Consider the following 26,993-nt stretch of genomic DNA (forward strand, 5'->3'; position numbering starts at 1 on the left):
TCGGCAGTCTATTCCGTAGCTTCGGAAAAACCGAGATCGGTGAAGATCGCGCGACCGGCCTCGCTTTTCAGGAAGGCGAGGAAGGCTTCGGCGCTTTCGGCTCCATCCTTCGTGGCGGCGGCGGGGTAGAGGATCGGCGCATGGCTGTCTGCCGGGAAGACATAGGCCCGCACCAGATCGCCGGCGGCTTTCTGGTCCGATCCGTAGACGATGGCCGCTTTGACCTCGCCACGGCTGGCGAGCTCCAGCGCCACGCGGACGTTTTCACCGAACACGGCGTTCTTCTCGACGTCTTTCCAGAGATCGAGGTTTTCGAGCGCCGTGCGGGCATATTTGCCGGCGGGCACATGGCTCGGATCGCCCATGGCGAAGCGCTCGTCAAGCAGGGCGTCGGGGCTCTCGACTGGCTCCGTGCCCTCAGCGGCTGCGATGACGAGATTGTTGCCGGCGATGATGGTCTCGCTGTCGGCGCGGACCAGATCGCGCTCGACCAGATACGCCATCCAGTCGGTGTTTGCGGAGATGTAGACATCCGCCGGCGCACCGGCCTCGATCTGGCGGGCGAGAACGGAGCTGGAGGCAAAGGAGACGACCACTTCGTCGCCACCGGCTGCCTGATATTCGCCTGCGGCGCGCTCAATGGCGTCCTTCATGCTGGCAGCGGCGAAGACGGTGAGTTTTTCGGCGGTGGCCGCCGTGGAAAGAGAAGCGAGGAGGGCGAGGCTCACAAGAGCACGTTTGAACATGGAACCACCATAGGTCATTGGCGCGGACGGGTGCCGCGCTCCGGTCAACGGGAATGCATGGTGGTCAGGTCTGGACATTCGCGCCCCGAATGCCGCCCGAACCTTGGGACAGAGGCAGCCATCACGCGCTGCCCGGTTTGGATATTAGGAGGGCGGTGACGGCGGGGTCAAGGGAGGATGGGCAAAGCTCTGGGGATGGGGGTGGTGTGGTGGCGCGCCTGGTGACGGGGTGTGTGTTTCGCGAATGCCGGTGCCCGCCCCTCATCCTCACCTTCTCCCCGCATGCGGGGAGAAGGGGGCCTCGACGCCGGGGCCGGGTCGTTTGGCGGTGTGCGGCCTTTGGGCTTTAGGCGGGGCCGTTGCGCAGCTTCCTTCTCCCCGTTTGCGGGGAGAAGGTCCCGGCAGGGGGATGAGGGGCGTGCGGGAATGTTTGTGGCTTTGTGCTGACTGGAACGCGGGGGCTGCGGCGATGCCGGTGCTTGCCCCTCATCCTCACCTTCTCCCCGCAGGCGGGGAGAAGGGGGCATTGACGTTGAGGTCGGCTTTTCGTCGGGGTGGCCATGACTGGAAGATCATGACCGGACAGTCGAGAAACGGTCAGGCCGTTGCTTCGGAGACGGTTGCCTCGATGTGGTCGACAAGCGGGTCGGGCAGGCGCAGGCGGCCGGCGAGCATGTCGAGATAGCCGCGCTCGGCGCGGGTCTTCGGTTCGATGGTGAGGCGCGAAGCCGTGTAGAGTTCGATCTTCTGGGCGTCGGTCTGTGCGGCCTCGACCAGCGCATCGAGATCGACCGGGCGCTCCAGCTCACGCATGAGGAAGGCTTCCTCTTCGCTGTCGATGCCGGAAAGCTTGAGCTTGTCGGCGATCTTGGCGCGCTCGCTTTCATCGATATGACCGTCGGCGCGGGCGGCGGCGATCATGGCGCGCACCAGCGCCAGCGCGAATTCGCCCTCGCCCTGCGGGGCCTGGGCGGGGTTGAAGCTGGTGTCTTCCGGCGGCGGCAGAAGCTCGCCTTCTTTCGCAGCCTCGGTAGGCTCCTTGCCGGACTGATAGTTCTGATAGGCCTTGTAGGCGATGCCGGCCACGGCGGCGATGCCGCCGAGCTTGAGCGCGCTGCCGGTGACGGAACGCCCCGTGCTGGTGCCCAGAAGGACAGCCGCGATGGCGCCGGTTGCAAGCGGATTGTCCTTGGCGAGCTGAACCGCCTGGCCCGCCTTGTCGCGCACGGTTCCCTGCGTTCCGGGCACCTGTGAGCCCAGAAGGTCGTTCAGCAGCTTCTTTGGATCAAACATCCGCATCTCCTCGTTTCGCGCCTGTCGCGCCGTAGCGTTGGCGAAAAGGTAGGAAGGCATTTGCGGCATTGCAATGTTGCAGGGCGCTGCAACCGGCATGGGACGACGAAAGTCCAATGTCATCCGAAGGGTTCGGCAGGAGCCTTGCCGCCTGACAGCCCGGTCATGATGGCGGGGCGGGTGCCCTTTCTGTGTTCGGCGGTTTCGAACCGGAGGGCTTCGATCACGCCGTCGCGCGGGAAACGCTCCAGGACCTTTGCGAGCGAGGCAGGTGCGATGCGGTGGCGGCCAGCGCCGAAAAGATCGCAGACCGCGCCGCGCGACACCAGATGCGCCTCCGCGCCATGGGCGCGGGCGGACACCCATCCGTTGAGATGGAGCGCGATGGCGTCACCGACCTTCCGGCCGATCTCGCCGCCATGTCCCTTCGTGCAGAGATGATCGCGCGCCCGCTCGCCGCCGCTGAGCGCAAAACAGCGCGTGCAGAGTGACGGCTCGTGGCGCTCGGTCAGGCCGATATCGTGCAGGATGGCGGCGGCGAAGAACAGGGCGGGATCGTGGTCGAGGCGCTCATGGGCCGCGATCAACGCGCCGAACAGATAGGTGCGCCAGCTATGGAAAAGCAGCGCATCGCGATGGGTCTCCGTGGCGAGCTGAAGCGCATCTTCGACCAGCGCGGTCTGCGGCGGCATCAGCGCGTCGAGCGAGACCGGAGCCGGGGTGAGGAGGCCGAGGCGGTGGCGCACCGTGTCGAGTGCCTGCTGCACCTGCACAAAGGCGAGATTGCCGATGAGGCGGATTTTTTCGCCGCCGCTCAGTGTTCCATCCGTTCCGTGGCCCCAGGCGAGTGTGCCCATGGCTGCATTTCCGGGATGTTTGGATTGGGTCATTGTGATGTGCCTTGATATTTGTACTGTTTCGCATAAAAATGCACGGAGATGAATTTTATGCAAGATGGTACAAAATGATTGCACGCCGAGGACGTCCGCCTGCCTATGACCGCGAAGCGGCGCTGATGGCCATTGCAGAAGCGTTTCGCCTGCGCGGCTATGCCGCTGCCTCGCTGGACGAGATCGCGCGGGCGGCGGGGATGAACCGGCCCAGCCTTTTCGCCGCGTTCGGCAACAAGAAGGCCATGTATCTGGCCGCCCTTGAAGATTACCGGCGGCGGATGGAACGGGCGGTCTCGCCGGCGCTGGAGCGCGAGGGGCCTCTGGGCGATGCGCTGACGGGGTTCTTCGACGCGGCGGTCGGCTTTTATGGCGAGGGTGCTGCGCCGGGCTGTCTGGTTCTGTGCACGGCGACGGCGGAAGCGCCGGCCGATGAGGAGATCGCAGCCGTGCTGGCGGACACGATCCGCGGGATCGAGGCGCAGCTTACGGCGCGGATTGCGCGGGAAGCGGCTGACGGTGAAGTGGCGGGGCTTGCGCAGCTGATGGTGTCGGTTCTGATCGGCATTGCCGTTCAGGCCCGTGCGGGTGTTGACGAGACGGCGCTGAAGCGCTTTGCGCGCGCCGGCGTGGCTGCGGCATTGCGTCAGGCCCTGTGATCGAGCTTTGACATTTCGCGCATCGGGTGGCGCTGTGGTTCGGCCTTGCCGATACGAGCCCGGTGCATTCGCCGGACTTCGGCGCGACGCTGGATGGCCGTTTCGTCAACAGCACGCTGCACCGGCTTGAAGGCGAGGGCAGCGCCATTCTGTGGAGCCATGCGGACGCGATACTCGAGGATCTGGCCGCAGCGGTCTAGAGCAATCCGCTTTTCCAGGAATCGCGAAAACGCTCTAAATCATTGGTTTTGCGCAATTCCAGGAAAACCGGTCCCGCTTTTCCTGGAATTGCTTTAGGCTTTGTGCTTCTCTGACGGTGCGCCGATGGGGAAGCTCTCGCCGCGTTTTTCGGCCAGTTCCACCTGGCGCTGGCGCTCGGCATAGCGGGCGCGGTCTGCTTCGCTGCGGGTTTCGGCGCAATGCGGGCAGGAAACGCCTTCCTGAAACAGCGGGGAGGCGCGCTCCTCAGGCGTCAGCGGATGCCGGCAGGCGCGGCAGAGCGTGGCGTCGCCCTCTTCGAGACCGTGGCGCACCGAGACGCGTTCGTCGAACACGAAGCACTCGCCTTCCCACAGGCTTTCTTCGGCCGGAACCTCTTCCAGATATTTCAGGATGCCGCCCTTGAGGTGATAGACATCATCGACGCCGATCAGCTTCATATAGGCGGTGGCCTTTTCGCAGCGTATGCCGCCGGTGCAGAACATCGCGACCTTGCGGCCCTTGAGGCGATTGAGGTTGCGCTCGGCCCAGGCGGGGAAGTCGCGGAAGGTTTCCGTTTCCGGATCCTCGGCGCGCGAGAACGTGCCGATGGCTGTTTCGTAGGCGTTGCGGGTGTCGACGACCAGCGTGTCGGGATCGGCGATCAGCGCGTTCCAGTCGGCAGGCTCCACATAGGCGCCGACCTGATTGACGGGATCGACCTCGGGCACGCCCATGGTGACGATCTCCTTCTTCAGCCGCACCTTCATGCGGTGGAAGGGCATTTCGGAGGCCGTGCTGTATTTGACCTCGATGCCCTTGAGGGCGGGGATCGTTTCCAGATGAGTGATCAGCGCGTCGATGGCTTCGGGCTTGCCGGCAACGGTGCCGTTGATGCCCTCGGCGGCCAGCAGAAGCGTGCCGCGAATGCCGTTCTTCTCGCAGAAGGCGGCAAGCTGCGGACGCAGCGCCTCATAATCCGGCAGGGCGGCGAAACGATAAAGAGCGGCGACGCGGAACGTCTGGTCTGGCGAGGATGAAATCATGCGCGGTCTCCTACGCTTCTCCTTTTCAGCTTGCAAGAAAAAGCCGCGTTTTCCTCGGTTTGACGGGGCGGATGCGGGTTTGCGCGGGTTTTCCTGAAGCGCGTTTTCTCCCCGGTTGCGGGGGCGGGTCGATAATTCCCGAAAACGGAGAGGGATGAGCGCGATGTTTTCGGACGCGGAGATCGGTGAAATCAGGATTGCGGCGCTGGCGGCGGGGCTGGAGCCAGCGCTGCTTCTGGCGGTGGCGCAGGTGGAAAGCGGCGGGCAGGTGTCGGCGATGGTGCGCGGCAGGGCGGAGCCGCCGATCCGGTTTGAGGGGCATTATTTCGACCGTCGGCTTTCCGGTGCGAAGCAGGCGGCGGCGCGGGCGGCGGGACTGGCTTCGCCCGAGGCGGGTGCGATTGCCAATCCACGCAGCCAGGCGGCGCGCTGGGCGCTTTTGAAGGAGGCGGCGCGCATCGACCGCAAGGCGGCGTATGAGTCGGTGTCGTGGGGCGTGGGGCAGGTGATGGGCGCGCACTGGAGTTGGCTCGGCTTTGCCGATGTGGAGGCGTTGGTGGCCGAGGCGCGTGACGGCCTTGCCGGGCAGATGCGTCTGATGCTGCGTTACATCGAAAAGGCCGGGCTGAAGGAGCCGCTTGCCGCGCATGACTGGGCGCGGTTCGCGCATGGCTATAACGGGCCGGGCTACCGGCGAAACCGCTATGACCGGAAGCTGGCGCAGGCCTATCGCCTCCATGCCGGGGAGCGTGTCGAAGGAAGGCCGGCTGCCGACGGTCTGCTGAAAATGGGTGCGCGGGGAGAGGCGGTGGAAAGCGTGCAGACCATGCTTTCGGCGCACGGCTATCCGGTGGAGGCGGATGGCGTTTTCGGGCGGCGCACCGAAGAGGCGCTGAAGCGGTTTCAGGCGGAGGCGGGTATCAGGGTGGATGGCATCGCGGGGCCGGTGACGCGTGCGGCGCTTCGTCGGAGCCTGCCGCTCACCGGGCTTTTCACGCGCGCAAAAGCGTTTGTTTTGCGCCTCTGGCGCGATTTGCCACGGGCGTTTTGAGCGTTGCGGCTTGCCAGTTTCGGAAGAAAAGTGTTCATGGGCGGCGAAATCGATGTATTGAACCGTTTTAAAAGTGCGGTTTCGCACAAAACGGACAGGCCTTGAGGAGAGGTGTGCACATGAACGCTGCCATGCAGAAGAAGAACGACGTATTGCTGGCGATCCTTGAAGGGCAGCCGGTCATTCCGGTTCTGAAGATCGACCGTCTGGCAGATGCCGTGCCGCTGGCCCGCGCGCTGGTGAAGGGCGGGCTTCCCGCCATCGAGATCACGCTGCGCACGCCGGACGCCATCGATGCGATCCGTCTCGTCTGCGAGGAAGTGCCGGAGGCGATTGTCGGTGCGGGCACGATCCTGACCTCGAAGGACTTCTCCTATGCAGTGGCGGCGGGCGCTCGGTTCATTGTGAGCCCCGGCATCACGCAGGAGCTGCTTGATGCGGCCTCCATGTCCGAGGTGCCTTTCCTGCCGGGCGCGGCGACGCCGAGCGAGGTGATGGCTGCGCGTGAGGAAGGCTACAGCCTGTTGAAGTTCTTCCCGGCCGAACAGGCAGGCGGTGCGCCCTTCCTGAAGGCGCTTTCGTCCCCGCTGGCTTCCATCCGCTTCTGCCCGACGGGCGGTGTGTCGCCGAAGAATGTGGGTGACTATCTTTCGCTGCCCAACGTGATCTGCGTGGGCGGCTCCTGGGTTGCGCCTGACAAGGCGATTGACGCAGGTGACTGGGACGCCATCGAAGCGCTGGCGCGTGAGGCAAGTGGCCTCAAGAACTGAATGCCTTTTCGCGAAAACCAACGCACAAAAAAAGCGGGGCCTGGCCCCGCTTTTTTTTATGTCTGTTTTCGGTTCGTCAGTTGGTGCGGAACCGGGCCATGGAGATGAAGTTCACGGCCTTGCCGGTGAAGCGCGTGGCGTCGGCGACGGTCACGTCCTGCTGGAACCCGGTCGTGTAGACGGTTTCAGGCGACCGGACGAACTCGCTGTCGAATGCCGGCGGCTGTGTCGGCTTTACGGCTTCGTTCAGCATGGAGTTGCGGCTGAGTGCGCGGATCGGCGCTTCGCCGGTTGCCGCAACGACGACGGGCTGTGCGCCCGGTGCGATGTCGTTGGGGCCGGGCTTGGCCGATTTGCGCGTGCTGCGCGAACGGATTTCCGGGCGCGGGGCAGCCTGCTGGTCCGCACGGGCCAGAAGCGCCTGACGCGGCGATGCGGAGACCGGCTGGCCACGTTCAGGCTGTGCCGGAGCCGCGGCAACCGTGACGGCAGCCTGCTCATCTACCTTGAGCGCAAAGTCGCTCTCAGGCGCGGTGACTGCTGCGGGCTGCGGGCGCGGCTGGGGCTGTGCGGCGAGGGTGAACTCGTCGGACGGCGCAAGAGCCTGAGCCGGACGGCTGGACGGCAGCGGCATGTAGGCGGCCGTGGTGATCGGTTCTTCTTCCTGCGCGGCATCGGCCAGCACGCCGGCAATGGCGTCGGAGGCCTGGGGTTCTGCAGCGGCGATCTGTGCAAGCGCTTCCTGCGTCGAGGTTTCAGGCGCGTATTCCGGACGCTGCGTGGGCGTCGGAATGTTAGCTGCGACCAGAACGGCAGTGCCTGCATCCTGCGGCGTTGCCTCCTCAATGGTCGGCGCTTCCTCAACCGGCTTTACCTCGAAGGGCAGGGGTTGCTGGCCAACTTCGGCGGCAGGGCGCGGTGCGGCGCGCGGCGTGGGAACGCTGCGCTGGGGCAGGGCGGCAAGGATCGTGCCCGGCGTTTCGGGCTGCGGCTCAGGTGCGGCTGCCGGGGCAGGCGCGCGGCGGGCTGCCGGCTGACGCGCAGCAACCGTTGTGGTTTCTGCGTTATCCTCTTCCTCGTCGGCGCCGCCGCCGAACAGCGTGGCGAGAAGACCGCGTCCACCGCCGCTATTGCTCTTGCTGCCGGTGTCGCGGGCGACCTGAATGGTGCTGCCCTTGCGCTTGCGCGCTTCATAGGAGGCGAGCGCCTGCTTGTAGCCGGGGAGCGGTTTGCCGTCGGTCGGCACGTGGATCGTGTTGCCGCTCGGGAACACGGCGAGAAGCTCCTTGCGGCTCATGCGCGGCCAGTGGCGCACGCCGCCGACATCGATATGGATGAAGGGCGAGCCGGAACGCGGGTAATAGCCGACGCCGCCGGCCTGAAACTTCAGGGCGGAATTGCGCAAGGTGGAGAGCTTCACGCCGGGAATGTAGAAGTCGATCGCCTTGCCGAGCATGTGCTGGCTCTTTTTCGCGACGCCGCTGGAGCGGCTGCGGAGCATGGCGTTGGTCTGCGGCGAACGATAGGCGGACACGACATGGATGTAATCGCGGGCACCGGCGGCGCGGTAGGTCTCCCAGAGCAGGTCGAGAACCTGCGGATCCATGTTGGTTGGTTCGTTGCGACGCCAGTCGCGCAGGAAACGGTTCACCTGCTTCAGGCCGCTCTGGATGTAGCGTCCGTTGCGCTTGTAGGTGATTTCCGCGCGCTCCTTGGTATGGATGAAGTAGAGCTTCAGCGTGCGCGTTTCAGCGTGCGCGGCAGGCGCTGCTGCCAAAAGCGCGCTGGCTGCGAGCATCAATCCGGCGAGGAACCTCACGCGTGCGAGTGAAGCCAAGCGCCATACAGGTGCGTGAACGTCGTTCTGTCTCAAGGTCCGTGGCCTTACAGGCTGGTGTTTGTCCCCCGAGCCTTTGGCCCGGAACTCTATCTTCCCACCTTACGAGTATTCGATTTAATGGTTAATTCCATCTTATTAAAGTAGGAATGCGCAAAGACGATGGCGATATCGTGGCGAAGCGTGACGACGCGCCGCAGGGTAAACGCCAGGTTAATGCGTGGACTGTGCTCTATTGGCCTCAGTCTTCATTCGGGCGTGTGCGCCCGGTCGGATCGATCCCGAGATCCTTGAGCTTGCGGTATAATGTCGAGCGACCAATGCCGAGACGGCGCGCTACTTCGCTCATCTGGCCGCCATAATGTTCGATGGCGAGCCGGATCATGTTGTTCTCGATCTCTTCCAGCGGACGGATCTCATTGTGACCGTCCAGCGCCTTGATGAAACCCTTCTGAACCCGCTCTGCCGGCGTTGCTGCTGTCCCGCCCGTTGTCCCTTGGCGGTGCTCGGGGGCCAGCGCTTCCTGTGCGGGTGAGGCGGTGACAGCCTCGAACTGCGCCTCATAGGGGTCGATCCCTTCCACCTGCGCACGGATCTGTGGGAAGTCGGCGACATCGAGGACGCCGGTCTCGCAAAGCACCACGGCGCGGAAGACCGCGTTTTCGAGCTGGCGGATATTGCCGGGCCAGTCATAGCGTTCCAGAAGCGCAAGGGCCGGGCGCGCAATGCCGGTGACGCGGCTTGCCGCACTGTCTGCAAAGCGGGCGATGAAGGCCTGCACGAGAAGCGGTATGTCTTCCTTGCGGTCGCGCAGCGGCGGAACCATGATCGGGAAGACGTTGAGGCGGTAGAAGAGGTCTTCGCGGAAGCGGCCCTCCTTCACGCGCTCGATAAGGTTCTGATTGGTGGCCGAGACGAGGCGGATGTCCACCTTGCGCGTGCCGCGTCCGCCGACCGGATCGATCTCGCCTTCCTGCACCGCGCGCAGAAGCTTGACTTGAACGTCGAGCGGCAGATCGCCGATCTCATCGAGAAACAGGGTGCCGGTGTCGGCCTCGGCAAATTTGCCGGCGCGCTTTTCGGTTGCGCCGGTGAACGCGCCCTTGTCGTGACCGAACAGGATGCTCTCCACCAGCGTGTCGGGGATCGCGCCACAATTGACGGTGACGAAAGGTTTGCGGCGGCGGGCGCTTGCTGCCTGAATGGCGCGGGCGATCAGCTCCTTGCCTACGCCGGATTCACCTTCGATGAGAACCGGGATGTCGCTCGCGGCGGCCTTCTCTCCCAGCTTCATGACGCGCGCCATGGAGGGGCTGTTGGTGACGAGGGCTTCGAAAGAGGCGGTTTCGGCGGGCTTCTGGCTCCTGCGCTGGCGCGTCTCCATCGCGCGGACCTTGAGCGCATTGCCGATGGCGGCGCCAAGGCGCGCAGGGGCAACGGGCTTGACGATGAAGTCGAACGCGCCGGCGCGCATGGCTTCGACAGCCGTGTCGATGCTGCCGCGCGATGTCTGGACGATGACGGGAATGTCTGTTCCGTCGCCATTGAGGTGTTCGAGCATTTCAAGCCCGCCCATCTCTGGCATCATGAGATCGAGAACGATGGTGCGCGGGGTCTGTTCGGTGCGCTCCAGAACGCCAAGCGCTTCGCGTCCGTTCTCGGCAAGCAGCGCCGTGTGCCCGAGTTTCTCCACCGCAGCCTGAAGGAGGCGGCGCTGGACCGGGTCATCATCGACTATGAGAACGGCTTCCGACATGTCGCATTTATGCAATGGCGTTAGAGTATCGAGCGCGCTTTCCGCGCACGGGCTGGATCAAAATGGCATAGGCTTCTAAACAAGGGTTCAAGAATCCCGGTGAACGAAACCTTTCGTCGTCGCGGAGAAATGACCGAATTCGGCAGAACGAGGATTACATGGCCAAGTACACTGGCAGGGTCGCGCGCCCTGCGGCAACGGATGCGGCAATTGTGGCTGACAGGGCCGCTTCGGAATTCGGCAAGCTGCCAGAATGGGATCTGACGGATCTTTATCCCGCAATCGAGTCGCCTGAGCTGAAGCGCGATCTGGACCGCGCAGCGGCAGAGGCTGCCGGTTTTGAGAGGGCCTGGAAGGGCAAGCTCGCCGACGAGGTGGCCAAGGGCGCGGAGAGCCGGCTGGGCGAGGCCGTGGAGGCCTATGAGGGGCTTGAGGAACTCATGGGGCGCATCGTGTCCTATGCGGGGCTTCTCTATGCAGGCGACACCTCCGACCCGAAGCGCGCAAAGCTTTATGGCGACGTGCAGGAGAAGCTGACCGATGCGAGCGCGCATCTGATCTTCTTCACGCTGGAGCTCAACAAGATTGACGATGCGGCCATTGAGGCAGCGCTTGAGGCGGATGCCCGGCTGGCTCATTACCGGCCCTGGGTGCTCGATATTCGCCGCGACAAGCCCTATGAGCTGGAAGACCGGATCGAGCAGCTTTTCCATGAAAAGTCGGTCACCGGGCGCGGTGCCTGGAACCGTCTCTTTGACGAGACGCTGACGGGGCTTCGCTTCACGGTCGATGGCGAGGAACTGGCGCTGGAGCAGACGCTCAACCTGTTGCAGGACGCCGATGGCGAGAAACGCCGCAGGGCAGCCGAAGCGCTGGCGGAGACGTTTGGCAAAAACCTGCGCACCTTCACGCTGATCACCAACACGCTCGCCAAGGACAAGGAAATCTCCGACCGCTGGCGCGGTTTCGAGGACATTGCCGACTCCCGCCACCTGGCAAACCGCGTTGAACGCCCGGTTGTCGACGCGCTGGCCGAAGCCGTGCGCACGGCCTATCCGAAACTGTCGCACCGCTATTACGCCATGAAGGCGAAATGGCTGGGCATGGAGGTTCTGAACCACTGGGACCGCAATGCGCCGCTGCCGGAAACCCCGCAGGCGGTGATCGGCTGGGAGGAAGCGCAGAAGACCGTGCTCGACGCCTATGCGGCGTTCGATCCGCGCATGGCGGAGATCGCCGGGCGCTTCTTCGACCGCAACTGGATCGATGCGCCGGTGCGTCCGGGCAAGTCGCCGGGGGCGTTTGCCCATCCGACCGTGCCTTCCGCGCATCCCTATCTGCTCCTGAACTATCTGGGCAAGCCGCGCGATGTGATGACGCTGGCGCATGAGATGGGCCATGGCATCCATCAGGTGCTGGCGGCAAAGCAGGGCGCGCTGATGGCGCCGACGACGCTGACGCTGGCCGAGACGGCCTCCGTGTTCGGCGAGATGCTGACCTTCCGTTCGCTGCTTGACCGGACCACCGAAAAGCGCGAGCGCAAGGCGATGCTGGCGCAGAAGGTGGAGGACATGCTGAACACGGTTGTCCGCCAGATCGCCTTCTACGAGTTCGAGCGCAAGGTGCACTCCAGGCGGCGCAGCGATGGCGAGCTGACCTCCGAGCAGATCGGCGAGCTGTGGCTTGAGGCACAGAACGAGTGCCTTGGCTCTTCGGTGAAGCTGCGCGAGGGATACGAGACCTTCTGGGCCTATGTCCCGCACTTCATCCATTCGCCTTTCTACGTCTATGCCTATGCGTTCGGCGATTGCCTGGTGAACTCGCTCTTTGCGGTCTACCAACAGGCGCCGGAGGGCTTTCAGGAGAAGTATTTCGCCATGCTCGAGGCAGGCGGCACGAAGCATCATTCCGAGCTTCTTGCGCCGTTCGGTCTTGATGCGAGCGATCCGGACTTCTGGAGTAAGGGGCTTTCGGTCATCGAGGGGCTGATCGACGAGCTCGAGACGCTCGACGGCTGAACCGGGCGCGTTCGACCCGATGCTGACGGACCTTCGGGGGCAGGCTCTTTTTCGAGACGACATGGCCGGGCGGGAGCTTTTCTTCTCCCGCCCGCGCGATGTTCTGATCGCATGGGACGGCCCGTCATTTGACGACATGCTCGCCCGCGCCGAGAAGGCGCGGCGCGACGGGTTCTGGCTTGCCGGATACATGGCCTACGAGGCCGGGTATCTGCTGGAGCCGAAGCTGAAACCCCTCCTGCCGGAAGGGCTGCAGCAAGCGGGGCGGCGGGGGCCGCTTTTGTGTTTCGGCGTGTTTGATGCGCCGGAAGAACGCGCGGTGCGGCCGGTGCTCGATGTGCGCGATGCCGCGCTTGGCGATGCGCAGCCGCTCTGGACCTTCGGGGATTACGCTCCGCGTTTTGAGCGACTGCATGCGCATCTGCGCGCAGGCGACTGCTATCAGGCGAACCTGACCTTTCCGGTCCATGCGCGCTGGGAGGGGGAACCGGCGGCGCTGTTCGATGCGCTCGGCGCGCGCCAGCCCGTGCGTTATGCGGCGCTTTTGGATCTTGGCTGGCCGGTCATCGTTTCGCGCTCGCCGGAACTGTTTTTTCAGGTTTCGCGCGATGGCTGGATCGAGACCATGCCGATGAAGGGAACCGCGCCGCGTGGCGAGACGCCGGACGAGGATGCGGCGCTGAAGGATTTTCTGCGCAACGATCCGAAGAACCAGGCCGAAAACCGGATGATCGTCGACCTGCTGCGCAACGACATTTCGCGCATCAGCGAGGTGGGCACGCTGGACGTGCCGGAGCTGTTCCATGTGGAGACCTATCAGACGGTGCACCAGATGGTGAGCCGGGTTCGGGCGCGGCTGACGCCGGGAACGGGGCTGCGCGAGATCTTTGCGGCGCTTTTTCCCTGCGGCTCGGTGACGGGCGCACCCAAGATACGCGCCATGGAAATCCTGCATGCGCTGGAGGCGGGGCCGCGCGGGGCCTATTGCGGCTCGGTCGGCTGGGTCGCGCCCGATGGCACGATGCGGTTCAACGTGGCGATCCGAACGGTTTCGCTCTTTGAAGACGGGTCTGCGATCTACAATGTGGGCGGCGGGGTCGTGTTCGATTCCACTGCCCGGGGTGAATATGAGGAAGCGCTCGTGAAGGCGCGCTTCGCGAAAATCGAGAATTAGAGCGGTTCCCGCTTTTCCTGGAATTGTTATTGGAGATCAGGGCATGTTCATTGTTTCGCTGCGCTATGTGGTTCCGGTCGAAGAGGTCGAGCCGCATATGGCCGGTCATATGGCGTGGCTGGACCGCTGCTATGCAGACGGCATTTTCATTGCCTCCGGGCGCAAGGTGCCGCGCACCGGCGGGGTGATCCTGGCGCGGGGCGAGCGCGCGGCGCTGGAAGCGTGTCTTGCGGAAGATCCCTTCGCGGTGCACGGGGTTGCCGAATTCGAGATCATCGAATGCGCCATCTCGCGCACGGTCGACAGGCTGGATGCTCTTAAGGAATAACAAAGCCTGTCTGAACCAGAACCGTTTTTGCTCTTTATTATGACAGGCTTATATGTTTTGGAAATTCAGACATTCTGTTTCGGAGAGGCGCGCAATGGCTGCTAACGACTGGCCCATCCATGGTGAAATCACCGGACCGATCGTGATGATCGGGTTCGGTTCTATCGGGCGCGGCACGCTGCCGCTGATCGAGCGCCATTTCAAATTCGACAAGACGCGCATGGTGGTGATCGACCCGGTCGATACCGACCGCAAGCTGCTGGACGACCGCGGCATCCGCTACGTGCAGGCGCATGTCACGGCAGACAATTACAGGGAGCTGCTCAAGCCGCTTCTGACCGAGGGCGAAGGGCAGGGCTTTTGCGTCAACCTCTCGGTGGACACGTCCTCGCTCGACCTGATGAAGCTCTGCCGCAAGCTCGGCGTGCTCTATGTCGACACGGTGGTCGAGCCGTGGCTTGGCTTCTATTTCGACGACAAGGCCGACAACGCCTCGCGCACCAATTATGCGCTGCGCGAGACGGTGCGGCGGGAAAAGACCAAAAACCCGGGCGGAACCACGGCGGTTTCCACCTGCGGGGCCAATCCGGGCATGGTCTCGTGGTTCGTGAAGCAGGGGCTTGTGAACCTTGCCGGCGATCTTGGACTGAAGTTCGAAGAGCCCGCTTTCGATGACCGCGAGGGCTGGGCGAAGCTGATGAAGAAATGCGGTGTGAAGGGCATTCACATCGCCGAGCGCGACACCCAGCGCGCGAAGAACCCGAAGCCCATGAATGTGTTCTGGAACACCTGGTCGGTGGAAGGTTTCGTGGCTGAAGGTCTGCAGCCGGCAGAGCTGGGCTGGGGCACGCATGAGAAATGGAAGCCGAAAAACGCACGCAAGCAGAAGAAGGGCAACAAGGCAGCCATCTTCCTGGAGCAGCCGGGCGCGAACACGCGCGTGCGCAGCTGGTGCCCGACGCCCGGCCCGCAATACGGTTTCCTCGTCACGCACAATGAATCGATCTCCATCGCGGATTTCTTCACTGTGCGCGACAAGAAGGGCAAGCTGGTCTACCGCCCGACCTGCAATTACGCCTATCACCCCTGCAACGACGCCGTGCTTTCATTACACGAGATGTTCGGTGCGGAAGGCAAGGCGCAGCCCGAGCAGCATGTGCTGGATGAGAACGAGCTGGTCGACGGCATGGACGAGCTGGGCGTGCTGCTCTACGGCCATGACAAGAACGCCTACTGGTTCGGCTCGCAGCTGACGCTGGAAGAGGCCCGCAGGCTCGCGCCCTACCAGAACGCGACGGGACTGCAGGTGACCTCCGCCGTGCTCGCAGGCATGGTGTGGGCGCTGGAGAACCCGGAAGCCGGCATCGTCGAGGCCGACGAGGTGGATTACCGCCGCTGTCTCGAAGTTCAGCTGCCTTATCTCGGGCCGGTGAAGGGCTACTACACCGACTGGACGCCGCTTGAGGGGAGGCCGGGCCTCTTCCCGGAGGATCTGGACGAATCCGACCCGTGGCAGTTCCGCAACATTCTCGTGCGCTGAACGCCAGGCGGCGCGCTGCGCTTGCAATGCCGGCAAAATCGGGCAATTGAAACGGGTATAGTTCGGTCCCCGCCGGGGGCCGGGCCTGATGAAAAGACGGTGCGCGACCGGCAGGGACCGGTTGGCGACAGGAGGCCAAGGCTATGAGAACACGTAATATTCTGACGCTTGGAGCGGTGGCGGCTGCACTGGCGGTGGCTGGTTGTCAGACCGACATGGGCAGCGGCGGCGGCCCGCGCATGGCGCGGCAGACCGGCGTCGAAGGGCAGTGGATGGGCACCGACGGCGTGGCCGTTTCGACCCTGCAGGGCGGACGCTTCAGCTCCCGCTCGATCCAGACCGGTGAAGTGCTGACCGAGGGGTCTTACTCGCACCGTGGCGGGCAGACCATCGAGCTTTCCTTCTATTCGCTGAAGAGCCAGCAGCAGACGGCAGCCACATGCCTTCTGGCCTCAAGCGACCGGATGAACTGCACGCTGGCCAACGGAACGAACTTCGTTCTCAACCGCGCTTCCGGCGTTTCCTGAACCTTGAAGGGGCGGGGACGAGCCGCGACACATGCTGTTTGCCGTCCTCGCCCTTCTTCTGCTTGCCGTGATCGTGTTGCCGCAATTCTGGGTGCGGCACACGCTGGCAAAGCACGGGCATGACCGACCGGACATTCCCGGAACCGGCGGGGAGCTTGCCCGCCATCTGCTCGACCGTTTCTCGCTGCCGGATGTCCCCGTCGAAACCAGTGACCGGGGCGACCATTACGACCCGCAGGCGCGGGCGGTCCGTCTTTCCGAAAATGTCTATTCCGGGCGTTCGCTGACGGCGGTGGCCGTTGCCGCGCATGAGGTTTCGCACGCCGTTCAGCACGCAAATGGCGAGCGTTCCTTCAGGGCGTGGCAGGGGCTGGCGCGCTTTGCCATGGTGACGGACAGGGCGGCGGGCATCTTCTTCATCGCTGCGCCTTTTCTCGCCATTCTGGCCCGCACGCCCATGGCGCTGGTGGCACTTCTCGCAGTTGGGGTGGGGCTTCTGTCGGTGCGCGTTCTGGTGACGCTCGCCACGCTGCCGGTCGAGCTGGACGCCAGTTTCGGTAAGGCGCTGCCGGTTCTGGAGAAGGGGGCCTATGTCTCCGAGACGGATATGCCGGCCGTGCGCTCGGTGCTGAAGGCAGCGGCGCTGACCTATCTGGCGGCGGCACTCATTACCTTGGTCGATCTTGCCCGCTGGGTGCGATTGTTGCGATAACATGGCCAAAACCCATGGGGGAGGAGCCATGTCACCGCATTTCGATGCGCTGGAAATCCGCGATCCGGCGGAGCGCGAGCATGATCTGTTTTCACGCCTGCCGCGCTTTCTGAGCGACGCTGTTGGCAAAGCTGATGGCCTTGCGGAATGGCTCTCCGGCCATGATCTCTCAAAAATCGTGGACCGACAGGCTCTTGCCGGCCTGCCGGTGCTGCGCAAGCCGGAGCTTCTGGAACGACAGAAGAAGAACCCGCCCTTTGGCGGGTTTGTCGACCCCGATGCGCTGGAGGGCGCGCGGGTGTTCATGTCGCCGGGGCCAATCTGGGAAATTCAGGGGGCCGGGGCCGATCCCTGGCAGGCGGCCCGCGCTTTCTTTGCAGCCGGTGTGCGGCCGGGCGCGCGCGTGCACAACGCCTTTGCCTATCACATGACGCCGGGCGGCTTCGTGCTCGACACGGGCGCGCGGGCGCTGGGCTGTGCGGTGTTTCCCGCCGGTACCGGCAACACCGACATGCAGGTGGAGGCGGCAGAGGCGTTTCGGCCCGACGTCTATGCGGGAACACCCGACTTTCTGCAGATCATGCTGGAGCGCGCGGACAGGGATGGCAGGGACCTCTCATCCATCCGCATCGGCCTTGTTTCCGGTGGTGCGCTGTTTCCCTCCATGCGGGAAGCCTATCGCGCGCGCGGCATTTCGGTGCTGCAATGCTATGCGACGGCGGAGTTCGGCGTGATCGCATATGAAACCTCCGGGCAGGACGGTGCGCCGCTGCCGGGCATGGTCTTGAACGAGAATCTGATCGTGGAGATCGTGCGGCCGGGCACTGACGATCCGGTGCCGGAAGGCGAGGTCGGGGAGGTGGTGGTCACATCGCTCAATCCTGCCTATCCGCTTGTGCGGCTGGGCACTGGCGATCTCTCCGCGATCATGCCGGGGGAAAGCCCCTGCGGGCGCACAAACATGCGCATCAGGGGCTGGATGGGGCGCGCCGACCAGCGCACCAAGGTCAAGGGCATGTTCATCGACCCGAAGCAGATCGCGGAGCTCATCCGCCGGCATGGCGCGGTTGAACGGGCGCGGCTGGTGGTGACGCGCGATGGCGCAAGCGATGCGATGGCCCTGCATGTGGAGGCGCATGCGGGCGCTGAGCCGGACGCAGCCGCCATTGAGGCGACGCTGCGCGAGGTGACCAAGGTTGGCGGACAGGTGCATCTGGCGGAGCCCGGAAGCCTGCCGCGCGACGGCAAGGTGATCGCCGACGAACGCGACTACTCAGACTAAAGCATAAGAGCGAAACCCATTGAGGGCTCCTCCTCTCGCTTGATTTCGGGGCACCCGTATCACAGGATACAATTATAGCGGTGCTCGGATGGCGTGTGCCTTTCGTGCAATGCCCAAGAACAAGGTAGCGCCCAAGAATAAGGTAGCGCCCCAGAACAAGAATGAAGCGGCTCACAAAGGCCGCATTGGATGACCCGTCGCGTATGACGCGCATGACGGGGCGTGCACAGTGGAGGAGACACTCATGCGATTTCTGATTGGCGCCGTGTCGGCGCTTGCCCTGACCGCTTTAGCCACGCAGGCCCAGGCCCAGTGTGACGATGGCGAAATGGTCATCAAGTTCAGCCATGTGGTTGCCGACAAGGGCCACCCCAAGGGCGATGCAGCGACGCTTCTTGCCGAGCGCGTGAATGAGGAGATGAACGGAACCGCCTGTATGGAAGTGTTCCCGAACTCGACGCTTTACGACGATGACAAGGTGATGGAAGCCCTGCTTCTGGGCGATGTGCAGCTCGCTGCCCCCTCGCTTGCGAAATTCGAGGCCTACACGCTGAAATACCGCCTGTTTGACCTTCCGTTCCTGTTCCCCACACTGGATGCGGTGAACAGCTTCATCGGCTCCGAGGAAGGGCACGGGCTTTTGAAGGTCATGGAAGACGAGGGCTATGAGGGCCTCGGTTTCTGGTCTTCGGGCCTCAAGCAGTTTTCGGCTGGCAAGCCGTTGCTGGAACCGAAGGATGCGGCGGGGCTGAAATTCCGCGTGCAGACCTCGGATGTGGCGGTCGCGATGATCGAGGCGATGGGCGCATCGGCGCAGAAGCTTGCCTTCAAGGAAGTCTATGGCGCGTTGCAGACGGGCGTTGTGGACGGCCAGGAAAACAGCTGGTGCAACATCTACACCCAAAAATTCTTCGAGGTGCAGGACGGCATCTCCCAGACCAACCACCAGCTCCTTGCCTATCTTCTCGTGACCTCGACCGAATGGCTTGAGAGTCTCGATCCGGCGGTGCGCGATCAGTTCGTGGCCATCGTGGAAGAGGTGACCACGACGGCGAACAACAATGTTGCCGAGCAGGAAGCGACCTGCCGCCAGAACATTCTGGATGCAGGCGGCACGATCCGCGAGCTCACGCCCGAGCAGCGCGCCGTATGGGTTGAGACCATGAAGCCGGTATGGACGCAGTTCGAAGGCGACATCGGCGCGGAGCTGATCGAGTCTGCTGCTTCCAGCGGCTCCTGATCCCATAACCAATCCCGGCGCGGCGTTTCCCCTCGCCGCGCCTTGCAGGGCCGTCCGCTTTCAGCGGGCGGTCTTGTGGCAGGTGTTTTCGGGAGGAAAACATGGCGCTCTTGTGGCCGGCGCTCGGACTCGTCGCCCTCGTGATTGTGCTGTTCGTACTGGAACGGCGTTATCCCGATGCGGTGGGGCGGTTTGAGGAAAACATTCTCGCCATTCTTCTGGCAGCCATCACATTCGTTTCGTTCACGCAGGTGATCGCGCGTTACGGCTTCAACAGTGGCTGGGGCGGTGCGCTGGAATTCACGCGCATCCTGTTTGCCTGGATGATCCTTTTCGGCATGAGCTATGGCGTGAAGAACGGCATCCATCTGGGGGTCGACGCCTTTATCCGCATGATGCCGTCGCGGCTCTTCAAGCTGGCGGCGATCTTCGGGGCGGTGTGTGTCTCCCTCTATGCCTTCATCCTGCTCTATGCGGGCTGGATGACGCTGGTCGGCGCGGATGTCTCCACCAACTGGCGGCAGACCGGGGCCATCGGCTACTGGAAATTCATGTTCGACCGGGGCACCGGCCTCGATGATCTGCGCTATCCCCTGTGGATGCAGGAGGCCTTTGGCCTGCAGGACCGTGTGCAGCGCTGGGTGGCCTATCTGATGCTGCCGGTCGGGCTTGCGCTGCTCGCTTTTCGTGCGCTGCAGGGCGTGGTGAGCATCGCCCGTGGCGAGCGCGATCTGATCATTGCCGGTCATGAGGCCGAGGATCTGGTCGCCGAAAACAAAGACGCGTTGAAGGAGTAGCGGCGATGGAACCAGCCATTCTGTTCATCCTCGTCCTGTTCCTTCTGTTCATGGGCGTTCCCGTGGCGGTGGCGCTCGGCCTTTCGTCGCTGATCATCATCGCGTTCTTTTCCAGCGATTCCATATCGTCGGTGGCGCTGCAGCTGTTCACCGCGTCGCAGAACTACACGCTGCTTGCCATTCCGTTCTTCATTCTGGCGTCCGCCTTCATGTCGACGGGCGGCGTGGCGCGGCGCATCATCCGTTTCGCCATCGCCTCGGTCGGGCATTTCCGTGGCGGCCTGGCCATGGCGTCGGTTCTTGCCTGCATGATGTTCGCGGCCCTTTCCGGCTCGTCGCCGGCAACGGTGGTGGCCATCGGCACCATCGCCATCGCCGGCATGCGGCAGGTCGGATACACCAAGGAATTTGCAGCCGGCATCATCGCTAATGCGGGCACGCTCGGCATTCTCATTCCGCCTTCCATCGTGATGGTCGTCTATTCGGCGGCGACGGATGTTTCGGTTGGTCGCATGTTCCTGGCCGGTGTGGTGCCGGGGCTGGTGGCGGGCCTGATGCTGATGATCGCCATCTATGTGATGGCGCGGGTGCGCAATTTGCCGGCGGAAGACTGGAAGGGCTTTGGCGAGATCATCGCGGGCGGCAAGGAAGCCGGCTGGGGCCTGTTCCTGATCATCATCATTCTGGGCGGCATTTATGGCGGCGTTTTCACGCCGACCGAGGCGGCGGCCGTTGCCGCTGTCTATTCCTTCCTTGTGGCGGTCTTTGTCTACCGTGACATGGGGCCGATGAAGGGCGAGCAATGGGTGCGCGATGAGGATGGCGTCAATGCGCGCATCGGGTTCTCCGCGACCGTCTATGCGCTGGCCTTCTTCTTCGTCTGGATGATCCTGACCTTCTTCCTCACGGCGGACTGGGAGGGCGTCACGCTTCAGGGGCGCACGCTGACGGGCATCGTGCTGTCGCTGGTGGCAATGGTCGCCTATGCGCTGTGGCGCGGCAAGCAGGCCGGTTCCCGGGGCCTTGCGGGGCTTCTGGTGGCCAGTCTGCCGATCTGGCGGCGCAATCTGGGGCTGATGGGGCGCAATTTCCTGCGCGCCTTCTTCAACGAGGAAACGCGCAAGGTGACGGTGGACGCCGCGCGCACGACGGTGATGCTGATGTTCATCATCGTCAACGCGCTGCTGTTTGCCCATGTGCTGACCGCCGAGCGCATTCCGCAGGCGATCACCGCCCTCATGGTCGATGCGGGCTTCACCTGGTTCACCTTCCTGATTGCCGTGAACCTGCTCCTGCTTCTGGGTGGCCAGTTCATGGAGCCGTCGGGTCTTCTCCTGATCGTTGCGCCGGTGGTGTTTCCCATCGCCATGGAGCTTGGGGTCGATCCGGTGCATCTCGGCATCATCATGGTGGTGAACATGGAGATCGGCATGATCACGCCGCCGATCGGGCTCAATCTGTTCGTGACGAGTGGCATCACCGGCATGAGTCTGATCCAGGTGGTGCGGGCGGCAGCGCCCTTCGTGCTGGTGCTGTTCGTCTTCCTGATCCTCGTCACCTATGTACCGTTTATGTCAACATGGTTGCCCTATAGCCTTATGGGGCCTGAGATTGTGACGCGATAATCGGGATTTGAGGGATTGCGTTAAGTAAACGTTAACGACTTCGCGCTTAGGATTCTGGATGTCGGATCGGCTTTCCTCCTCCCAAGCACGGTTCGAAGCGGGGCGGCCGACCAGTGGCCGCTCCGCCCGTTTTCCACCCTGATATTTCCCTTCCCGTGATGCTTCTGACGCCGCTTCTTTTTCTCTGGCGCAGCCTGCGTCTGGAGCTGGGTCTGTTTTGTGCAGGGCGGGCGTGCTTTTCAGGAGAAAAGGCGCATTTGGAGGAAACCGACATGCAGACCGATCTCTCCGGCTGGACAGCAAGGCCGCGTCCCGGGCGCGCCGCTCTGGAGGGGCGCACCGTGCGGCTGGAGGCGCTTGATCCGGCGCGCCATGGCGACGGGCTCTACGCGGTTTCGACCGTTCCCGACGCCGGTGAGCGGTTTCGCTGGCTGGGCGATTATCCGCCGCTGAGCCGTGAGGCGTTTCAGGAATGGCTGGAACAGGCGGCTGCCAGCGCCGATCCATTTTTCCATGTGGTGATCGATCAGGAGACGGGCGCGGTTGGCGGGCGGCAGGCGCTGATGCGCATCGATCCGGCCAATGGCGTGATCGAGGTGGGCAACATCTATTGGGGGCCGGGGATTTCGCGAACGGTGCGGGCGACCGAAGCGCTCTATCTGGTGGCGCGCCATGTGTTTGAGGATCTGGGCTACCGGCGTTTCGAGTGGAAGTGCAACAATGCCAACGAACCCTCGCGGCGGGCGGCTGAGCGCTTTGGCTTCACCCATGAGGGGCTGTTTCGGCAGCATATGGTTGTCAAGGGTGAGAACCGCGACACGGCGTGGTTTTCCATGCTCGACAGCGAGTGGCCGGCCCTAAAAAGTGCATTTGACGGATGGCTTGATCCGGCCAATTTCGATAAGGAAGGCCGACAGAGGAAGCGGCTGGAAGCGTTCCGGGACTGATCCGGGGCGGATTGATTGCAGGCGCTTTTGCTGTGGCAACGTGCAGGCGGGCGGGAATGCCCGGGGCTGCATCAATGATTGCGATGGTCCTTTGTGCGTCGGAATGGACGCGGGACGATCTGGAAGACGGACGGGATCACTTGTCGGAAAATCGCAAGGCGGCGATCGCGGCCGCGCTCATCCTCATCGGTTTTGGCGTCGTGGCGTATCTGATGCCACGCATCATGCTGGCCATTGGCGAGTATTCGCCCTGGGCGGCGGGCACTTTCGCGGCGCTGTTCGTACTCGCGTTTTTCGGCGTGTTCTGGCTTCGCGCGCGCGCCCAGAAGAAGAAGCGGGACTGACCCCGCTCCCTTTTCGACAGACAGGAAATCTCAGGCGGTGAGGCTCGCTGCCAGAAGCGTGAGCCCCAGGAGCATGACCATGGCTGCGCCGCCGATCTCGATCACATTGTGAACGCGATTGCTTGCGCGGTCGCTGCCCGATAGCGCGATTGCCCAGTTCTTGGCCGTGACCGCGAGTGTCGCGAGAATAGAAACGGTGATGGCCGTGCCGATGGACATGGCGATGACCGAGAGCATGCCGCCGAGCCACAGGCTGTTCAGGAATGCGAAGGTGAGCACGATGAGCGCGCCCGAGCAGGGGCGAATGCCGACTGCGGCAATGGCCGTGCTCGCGGTCTTCCAGTCGAACCGCTCGCCTGAAAGCAGGGCGGGATCGGGTGCGTGCGAATGGCCGCAGGAGGGGCAGACTTCGCCCGGACCATGAGCGTGCCCGTGGTCATGTTCATGATCATGCCCATGGTTATGAGCGTGCCCGTGGTCGTGGCCACAGTCATGGCTGTGTCCGTCATGTCCGTGGTCATGATCATGTGCGTGATCGTGATGATGCGCGTGGCCGCAGGTGGAATGATCGTGGTGCTCATGCGCGTGGTTGCCGGCATGGGCGGCAGACAGGCTGTGCATGGCCTGCGGCGCGGGCTCTGGCGCCGGGCTTCTGCGCATCATGCCCGAGAGCTTGCGCCACAGGAGCCATGCGCCGAACACGGCGATGAGGCCGAAACTGACGGTTTCCAGAAAGCGGGCGGCGTCTGTCATGGAGATGGAGGTGCCGCGCAGCGCGAGGAAGACGATGCTCATGAGGACAATGGCGGTGAGCCCCTGCAGGAGCGCGGAGGCGAAGGAGAGAACCACGCCGCGCCGAAGCGCCACTTCATTGGCCAGCATGTAGGACGAGATGACGGCTTTGCCGTGGCCGGGGCCGGCGGCGTGAAAGACGCCATAGGCAAATGACAGGCCGATCAGGATCCAGAGATTGCTGCCATCGTCCCGCATCGCTTTCAGCGCGCCGGTGAGCGTGCGGTAGAACGCCTGCTGCTGGGTGTTGATCCATTGCAGCGTGCCGGCGAAGGGGCCTGTCGGCGTAATTGCCGGCTCTGCCGCGCCGATGCCGAGCGAACTTTGCGCGAGGGCCGCGCCCGTGGCCAGAATGGTCAGCGCGGCGGCTGCGATGACAACACGGCGGGATGGAAGCATTGGTCAGCTGTCCTTGTTGCAGGCGATCTCCAGCCGGGTCGCAAAAATCTTGCTCATGTCGTTGCCCGTCGGATCTTCGAAGAAGGCCTCGGTCAGCGTCTGCTGGTTCTGGGCGAGCGCTTCATCGGGATCGGGACGGACGACGCTCTGCGTGCAACCGGCCGGCAGATTGTTGACGGTCATGTAGCTGTCTTCGATGAAGTCGATGGCTGTGTAGAAGGTGGGGTCGTAGACACCGAGCGAAATCTTGCCGTCGAGGGCGAGCGGCGCTTCGGGCTTCGATTCAAACAGGATGATGAGCTGGTTGTCGACGAAATCGGCAATGAGCCGGTCCGGCGCTTCCATCGCGACATCCTTGCCGTCCCTGGTGACGAGCTGGAAATAGTTGAAGTCGCCAAGCGAGGCGTGAACGACGCCTGCCACCTCGTCCAGCTCTTCCTGGCTGAGCGCGAGGTCCTGGTTCTTGTCGAACTCGACCAGCACGGTGCTGGAAAACAGATCATCGAAACGCCACACATGGTGCAGCGATGCGATGTTGCCCTGATCGTTGACATTCACGTCGAGACGCGCTTCGGCAAAGACGTGCGGATGCGCGAATACGGGAGCCGCGCAGGCGATGGCCAAAAGCGCGATGCCGGTTCTCAGCATGGTTTTTTTGCAAGTCGGCATTTGAAATGTCTGCTCCCGTCTCGTTTGTGCTGTGTTTTACACGAACCCGGCGGAAATTAGACCAATTGTTAGCGCGTGGGATAATTTTCCTTCAGCCAGCGCGCCAGATAGTCGACGAAAGCGCGCACCTTTGCCGGAAGGTATCGGCGATGCGGGTAGATGGCGTAGATGCCCGCGCCATTGGCGGCATTGTCCTGAAGCAGGGGCACGAGGCGGCCGGCCTCGACCTCGGGATCGGCGATGAAGTCCGGCAGGACGGCGAAACCCAGCCCGGAGATCGCGGCAGCGCGCGCGGTCATCGGGCTGTTGACCTCGATGCGCCCGGTGACGGGGATATTGACGATTTCGCCATCTTCGTCGCGGAAGGGCCAGTTCTGGCGATAGCGGCTGTTGGTGTCGACGATGCAGGGCAGGTGGGTCAGATCCTGCGGGCTCTTGGGCTCGCCATGGGTGGCGATCAGCTCCGGGGAAGCGCAGAGCACGACGCGGAAGGGGGCGAGGCGCTTTGCGATGAGCGAGGAATCGGAGAGCTTCGTGATCCGGATCGCAAGGTCGAAACCTTCTTCCACGAGATCGACGAACCGGTCATCCAGATTGATCTCCAGCGTGATGTCGGGATGCGCCTTGGCAAAATCGATCAGCGACTGGCCGACAGGCGCGTCGGCGAAGGTGCGCGGGGCGGAAAGGCGGACGCGGCCGCGCACGTCACCGGAGGAATCGCGCACGGATTCAGCCAGGTCTTCCACATCGCGCAGCAGCTCCACGGCGCGCGCGTAATAGGTGTGGCCGGCTTCCGTCAGCGACAATTGCCTTGTGGTCCGGTTCAGAAGCAGCGCGCCCAGTTCGTCTTCGAGCTCACGCACATATTTCGAGAGCAGGGCCTTCGACTTGCCGACCTTGCGGGCGGCTGCGGAGAAGCCTTCCGCTTCGACCACGTCGACAAAGGCGCGCATGCGGCTGAGGGTGTCCAAGGGCGTATCCTTCAGGTTCCGGAGAGAATGTCTGCGGCCATGCGAATGAGCTGCCGGTCGCTGCCGGCTGGCCCGAGAAGCGAGATGCCGAAGGGGGCATCATGCACGTGACCGAGGGGGAGGGTGATCTGGGGCCAGCCAAGCAGGCCGGCAATGGAGGTGAGGCTGAGCGCGAGGCCGCGGAAACGGTCCAGCTCCTCCTCGGTCGCACCTTTGAGCGGGGCGACCGTTGGCTGGGTGGGCATGACCAGCACCATGTCGTCTTCGAAGAGCGCTGCGAAATCCTGCTGGAAGCGGTGGCGTTCGGCACGGGCCCCGGCAACGGTTTCGGCGCTGATCCGGCTGCCGAATTCGAACCGGTCCTTCACGCCGGGCCCAAGCTGCGGTTTTTCCCTGCGGATGAAATCCCCATGGGACTGCCAGGCCTCGTAAGCCTGAATGGTGCGGAAGCAGGAGAAGAGCGCATCGACCGTTCCGGGAAGGGCGAGAAACGCCGCTTCGCGCTCGAAATGACGACCTGTTGCGTGGAGCATGCTTGTGTAGGCGTCGCGCTCCTGCTCGCCGAACAGAAGCGCTTCGAGTTCCGCGATCCGAACCGGCTTTGTCAGGCGTGTCCGGTGCGTGTCCTCACCGAGGAGGACATCGCCCACGCGGGCATAGAGCGAGGCGTCGCGCACAAACCAGCCGAACGTATCGAAGGAGGGGGCAAGCGGCATCGAACCCTCAAGCGAAATGCGCCCATGGGTGGTGCGCAGGCCGATCAGGCCGCAGTAGGAAGCGGGCGCGCGGATGGAGCCATTGGTGTCCGAACCGGCGGCGATGTCGGCAAGCCCGCCGGCCACGGCCGCAGCCGAGCCGGAAGAGGAGCCGCCGGTAAAGCGCTGCGTGGCGGCGCGATTGACCGGAGCCGGGAAGTGGGCGTTGAGCCCGATCATGGAGAAGGTGAGCTCGTCGGTCTGGGTCTTGCCGATGAACTGCGCGCCGGCGTCGAGCAGGCGCTGGATGGCGGGCGCGGTGCCCGTCGCTTCGGGAAAGGCTTTGGCGCGATCCGGATTGCCGCCGCCGGTCGGGTAGCCTTCCACGTCGAAGATGTCCTTGACGCCGAGTGTCAGCCCGTTGAGCGGGCCTTCGCCTGAGACTGGAAGGGGGAGGTTCGGGTAGTCGAGGAAAGCATTCAGCGTGTCGCGGGTCGTTGTCATTGTTTTTCCTCGCTGGGTCCTGCGGCAACAGGTTGGCATTCAGGAACTTTTTTTCAAGCACACAAAAAATTTCGTTGATTGTGACAGGCGTTGCCCCTATATCCGCGCTGCCCAAAGTCGCACGTGCCTGTGGGTGTCCGCCGGACCTCGAAAATGGCGAGGAAACCGGTACGGTACCTGGAC

General features: G+C 63.5%; 26 protein-coding genes. 16 read left to right on the forward strand and 10 right to left on the reverse strand.

Annotation, left to right across the window (positions count from 1 at the left end; all coding sequences use genetic code 11):
* Positions 1–8 precede the first annotated feature (8 nt).
* The 3 genes from modA to AC4PTT_RS05505 all read right to left on the reverse strand — a co-directional run bounded on the left by modA (position 9) and on the right by AC4PTT_RS05505 (position 2,929).
* Positions 9–746 carry a molybdate ABC transporter substrate-binding protein gene (modA, locus tag AC4PTT_RS05495; RefSeq protein WP_317088834.1) on the reverse strand — a complete coding sequence of 246 codons (738 nt, stop codon included), beginning with the start codon at positions 744–746 and terminating at the stop codon, positions 9–11.
* A gap of 597 nt (positions 747–1,343) precedes the next feature.
* Entirely contained in the window at positions 1,344–2,039 is a 696-nt protein-coding gene (locus AC4PTT_RS05500) for a tellurite resistance TerB family protein (RefSeq protein ID WP_297564973.1), read from the reverse strand.
* A gap of 119 nt (positions 2,040–2,158) precedes the next feature.
* Entirely contained in the window at positions 2,159–2,929 is a 771-nt protein-coding gene (locus AC4PTT_RS05505) for an HD domain-containing protein (RefSeq protein ID WP_492162252.1), read from the reverse strand.
* A gap of 74 nt (positions 2,930–3,003) precedes the next feature.
* Between AC4PTT_RS05505 and AC4PTT_RS05510 the strand changes: the two genes are divergently transcribed.
* Positions 3,004–3,588, forward strand: a complete 585-nt coding sequence (locus AC4PTT_RS05510) for a TetR/AcrR family transcriptional regulator (protein WP_297561759.1) — start codon at positions 3,004–3,006, stop codon at positions 3,586–3,588.
* A gap of 26 nt (positions 3,589–3,614) precedes the next feature.
* Entirely contained in the window at positions 3,615–3,788 is a 174-nt protein-coding gene (locus tag AC4PTT_RS05515) for a hypothetical protein (RefSeq protein ID WP_224873633.1), read from the forward strand.
* Between the two features lie 93 nt (positions 3,789–3,881).
* Here the strand turns inward: AC4PTT_RS05515 and trhO are convergent, their stop codons facing one another.
* The gene (trhO, locus tag AC4PTT_RS05520) at positions 3,882–4,832 is read right to left on the reverse strand and encodes an oxygen-dependent tRNA uridine(34) hydroxylase TrhO (protein ID WP_206553715.1); all 951 of its coding nucleotides are present in this window, start codon (positions 4,830–4,832) and stop codon (positions 3,882–3,884) included.
* A gap of 154 nt (positions 4,833–4,986) precedes the next feature.
* Between trhO and AC4PTT_RS05525 the strand changes: the two genes are divergently transcribed.
* Entirely contained in the window at positions 4,987–5,883 is an 897-nt protein-coding gene (locus tag AC4PTT_RS05525; RefSeq protein WP_492162253.1) for an N-acetylmuramidase domain-containing protein, read from the forward strand.
* A 131-nt stretch (positions 5,884–6,014) separates the two neighbouring features.
* Positions 6,015–6,653 carry a 2-dehydro-3-deoxy-phosphogluconate aldolase gene (locus AC4PTT_RS05530; protein ID WP_206544334.1) on the forward strand — a complete coding sequence of 213 codons (639 nt, stop codon included), beginning with the start codon at positions 6,015–6,017 and terminating at the stop codon, positions 6,651–6,653.
* Between the two features lie 76 nt (positions 6,654–6,729).
* On the opposite strand, the gene mepK is transcribed toward AC4PTT_RS05530, so the two are convergent.
* Together mepK and AC4PTT_RS05540 are read right to left on the reverse strand one after the other, a co-directional pair.
* Positions 6,730–8,451, reverse strand: a complete 1,722-nt coding sequence (gene mepK, locus AC4PTT_RS05535; RefSeq protein ID WP_206544172.1) for a peptidoglycan L,D-endopeptidase MepK — start codon at positions 8,449–8,451, stop codon at positions 6,730–6,732.
* 280 nt (positions 8,452–8,731) lie between these two features.
* A complete protein-coding gene (locus AC4PTT_RS05540; protein WP_492162254.1) occupies positions 8,732–10,246 on the reverse strand; it encodes a sigma-54-dependent transcriptional regulator in 1,515 nt (504 codons plus the stop codon).
* Between the two features lie 158 nt (positions 10,247–10,404).
* On the opposite strand from AC4PTT_RS05540, the gene AC4PTT_RS05545 reads away from it, so the two are divergent.
* From AC4PTT_RS05545 to AC4PTT_RS05600, 12 genes are all read left to right on the forward strand, one after another.
* A complete protein-coding gene (locus AC4PTT_RS05545; RefSeq protein ID WP_492162255.1) occupies positions 10,405–12,264 on the forward strand; it encodes a M3 family oligoendopeptidase in 1,860 nt (619 codons plus the stop codon).
* 19 nt (positions 12,265–12,283) lie between these two features.
* The gene (locus tag AC4PTT_RS05550; RefSeq protein ID WP_492162256.1) at positions 12,284–13,438 is read left to right on the forward strand and encodes an aminodeoxychorismate synthase component I; all 1,155 of its coding nucleotides are present in this window, start codon (positions 12,284–12,286) and stop codon (positions 13,436–13,438) included.
* A gap of 43 nt (positions 13,439–13,481) precedes the next feature.
* Positions 13,482–13,766 carry a YciI family protein gene (locus tag AC4PTT_RS05555; RefSeq protein ID WP_206544169.1) on the forward strand — a complete coding sequence of 95 codons (285 nt, stop codon included), beginning with the start codon at positions 13,482–13,484 and terminating at the stop codon, positions 13,764–13,766.
* 94 nt (positions 13,767–13,860) lie between these two features.
* Positions 13,861–15,306: a homospermidine synthase gene (locus AC4PTT_RS05560; protein ID WP_492162257.1), complete on the forward strand. Its 1,446-nt coding sequence runs from the start codon at positions 13,861–13,863 to the stop codon at positions 15,304–15,306.
* A gap of 143 nt (positions 15,307–15,449) precedes the next feature.
* Positions 15,450–15,833 carry an Omp10 family outer membrane lipoprotein gene (locus AC4PTT_RS05565; RefSeq protein WP_113152910.1) on the forward strand — a complete coding sequence of 128 codons (384 nt, stop codon included), beginning with the start codon at positions 15,450–15,452 and terminating at the stop codon, positions 15,831–15,833.
* Between the two features lie 31 nt (positions 15,834–15,864).
* Positions 15,865–16,545, forward strand: coding sequence for a zinc metallopeptidase (locus AC4PTT_RS05570; RefSeq protein WP_492162258.1), 681 nt, complete (start codon positions 15,865–15,867; stop codon positions 16,543–16,545).
* Positions 16,546–16,573: 28 nt separating this feature from the next.
* On the forward strand, positions 16,574–17,827 hold the full coding sequence (locus tag AC4PTT_RS05575; protein WP_492162259.1) for a phenylacetate--CoA ligase family protein: 1,254 nt from the start codon (positions 16,574–16,576) through the stop codon (positions 17,825–17,827).
* 244 nt (positions 17,828–18,071) lie between these two features.
* Positions 18,072–19,067: a DctP family TRAP transporter solute-binding subunit gene (locus tag AC4PTT_RS05580; RefSeq protein ID WP_492162260.1), complete on the forward strand. Its 996-nt coding sequence runs from the start codon at positions 18,072–18,074 to the stop codon at positions 19,065–19,067.
* Positions 19,068–19,168: 101 nt separating this feature from the next.
* A complete protein-coding gene (locus AC4PTT_RS05585; protein ID WP_492162261.1) occupies positions 19,169–19,864 on the forward strand; it encodes a TRAP transporter small permease in 696 nt (231 codons plus the stop codon).
* Positions 19,865–19,869: 5 nt separating this feature from the next.
* Positions 19,870–21,489: a TRAP transporter large permease gene (locus tag AC4PTT_RS05590; protein ID WP_206544164.1), complete on the forward strand. Its 1,620-nt coding sequence runs from the start codon at positions 19,870–19,872 to the stop codon at positions 21,487–21,489.
* A 272-nt stretch (positions 21,490–21,761) separates the two neighbouring features.
* Positions 21,762–22,436: a GNAT family N-acetyltransferase gene (locus tag AC4PTT_RS05595; protein ID WP_206994813.1), complete on the forward strand. Its 675-nt coding sequence runs from the start codon at positions 21,762–21,764 to the stop codon at positions 22,434–22,436.
* A gap of 140 nt (positions 22,437–22,576) precedes the next feature.
* A complete protein-coding gene (locus tag AC4PTT_RS05600; RefSeq protein WP_113155996.1) occupies positions 22,577–22,780 on the forward strand; it encodes a hypothetical protein in 204 nt (67 codons plus the stop codon).
* Between the two features lie 30 nt (positions 22,781–22,810).
* Here the strand turns inward: AC4PTT_RS05600 and AC4PTT_RS05605 are convergent, their stop codons facing one another.
* From AC4PTT_RS05605 to AC4PTT_RS05620, 4 genes are all read right to left on the reverse strand, one after another.
* Positions 22,811–23,971, reverse strand: coding sequence for a nickel/cobalt transporter (locus AC4PTT_RS05605; RefSeq protein ID WP_492162262.1), 1,161 nt, complete (start codon positions 23,969–23,971; stop codon positions 22,811–22,813).
* 3 nt (positions 23,972–23,974) lie between these two features.
* The gene (locus tag AC4PTT_RS05610) at positions 23,975–24,619 is read right to left on the reverse strand and encodes a DUF1007 family protein (RefSeq protein WP_492162263.1); all 645 of its coding nucleotides are present in this window, start codon (positions 24,617–24,619) and stop codon (positions 23,975–23,977) included.
* Positions 24,620–24,708: 89 nt separating this feature from the next.
* Complete coding sequence (locus AC4PTT_RS05615) at positions 24,709–25,611, reverse strand: LysR family transcriptional regulator (RefSeq protein ID WP_113152903.1); 903 nt, start codon at positions 25,609–25,611, stop codon at positions 24,709–24,711.
* Between the two features lie 11 nt (positions 25,612–25,622).
* Complete coding sequence (locus AC4PTT_RS05620; protein ID WP_492162264.1) at positions 25,623–26,810, reverse strand: amidase; 1,188 nt, start codon at positions 26,808–26,810, stop codon at positions 25,623–25,625.
* Positions 26,811–26,993 lie beyond the last annotated feature (183 nt).

The organism is Nitratireductor sp. WH36-1, from assembly GCF_058725515.1.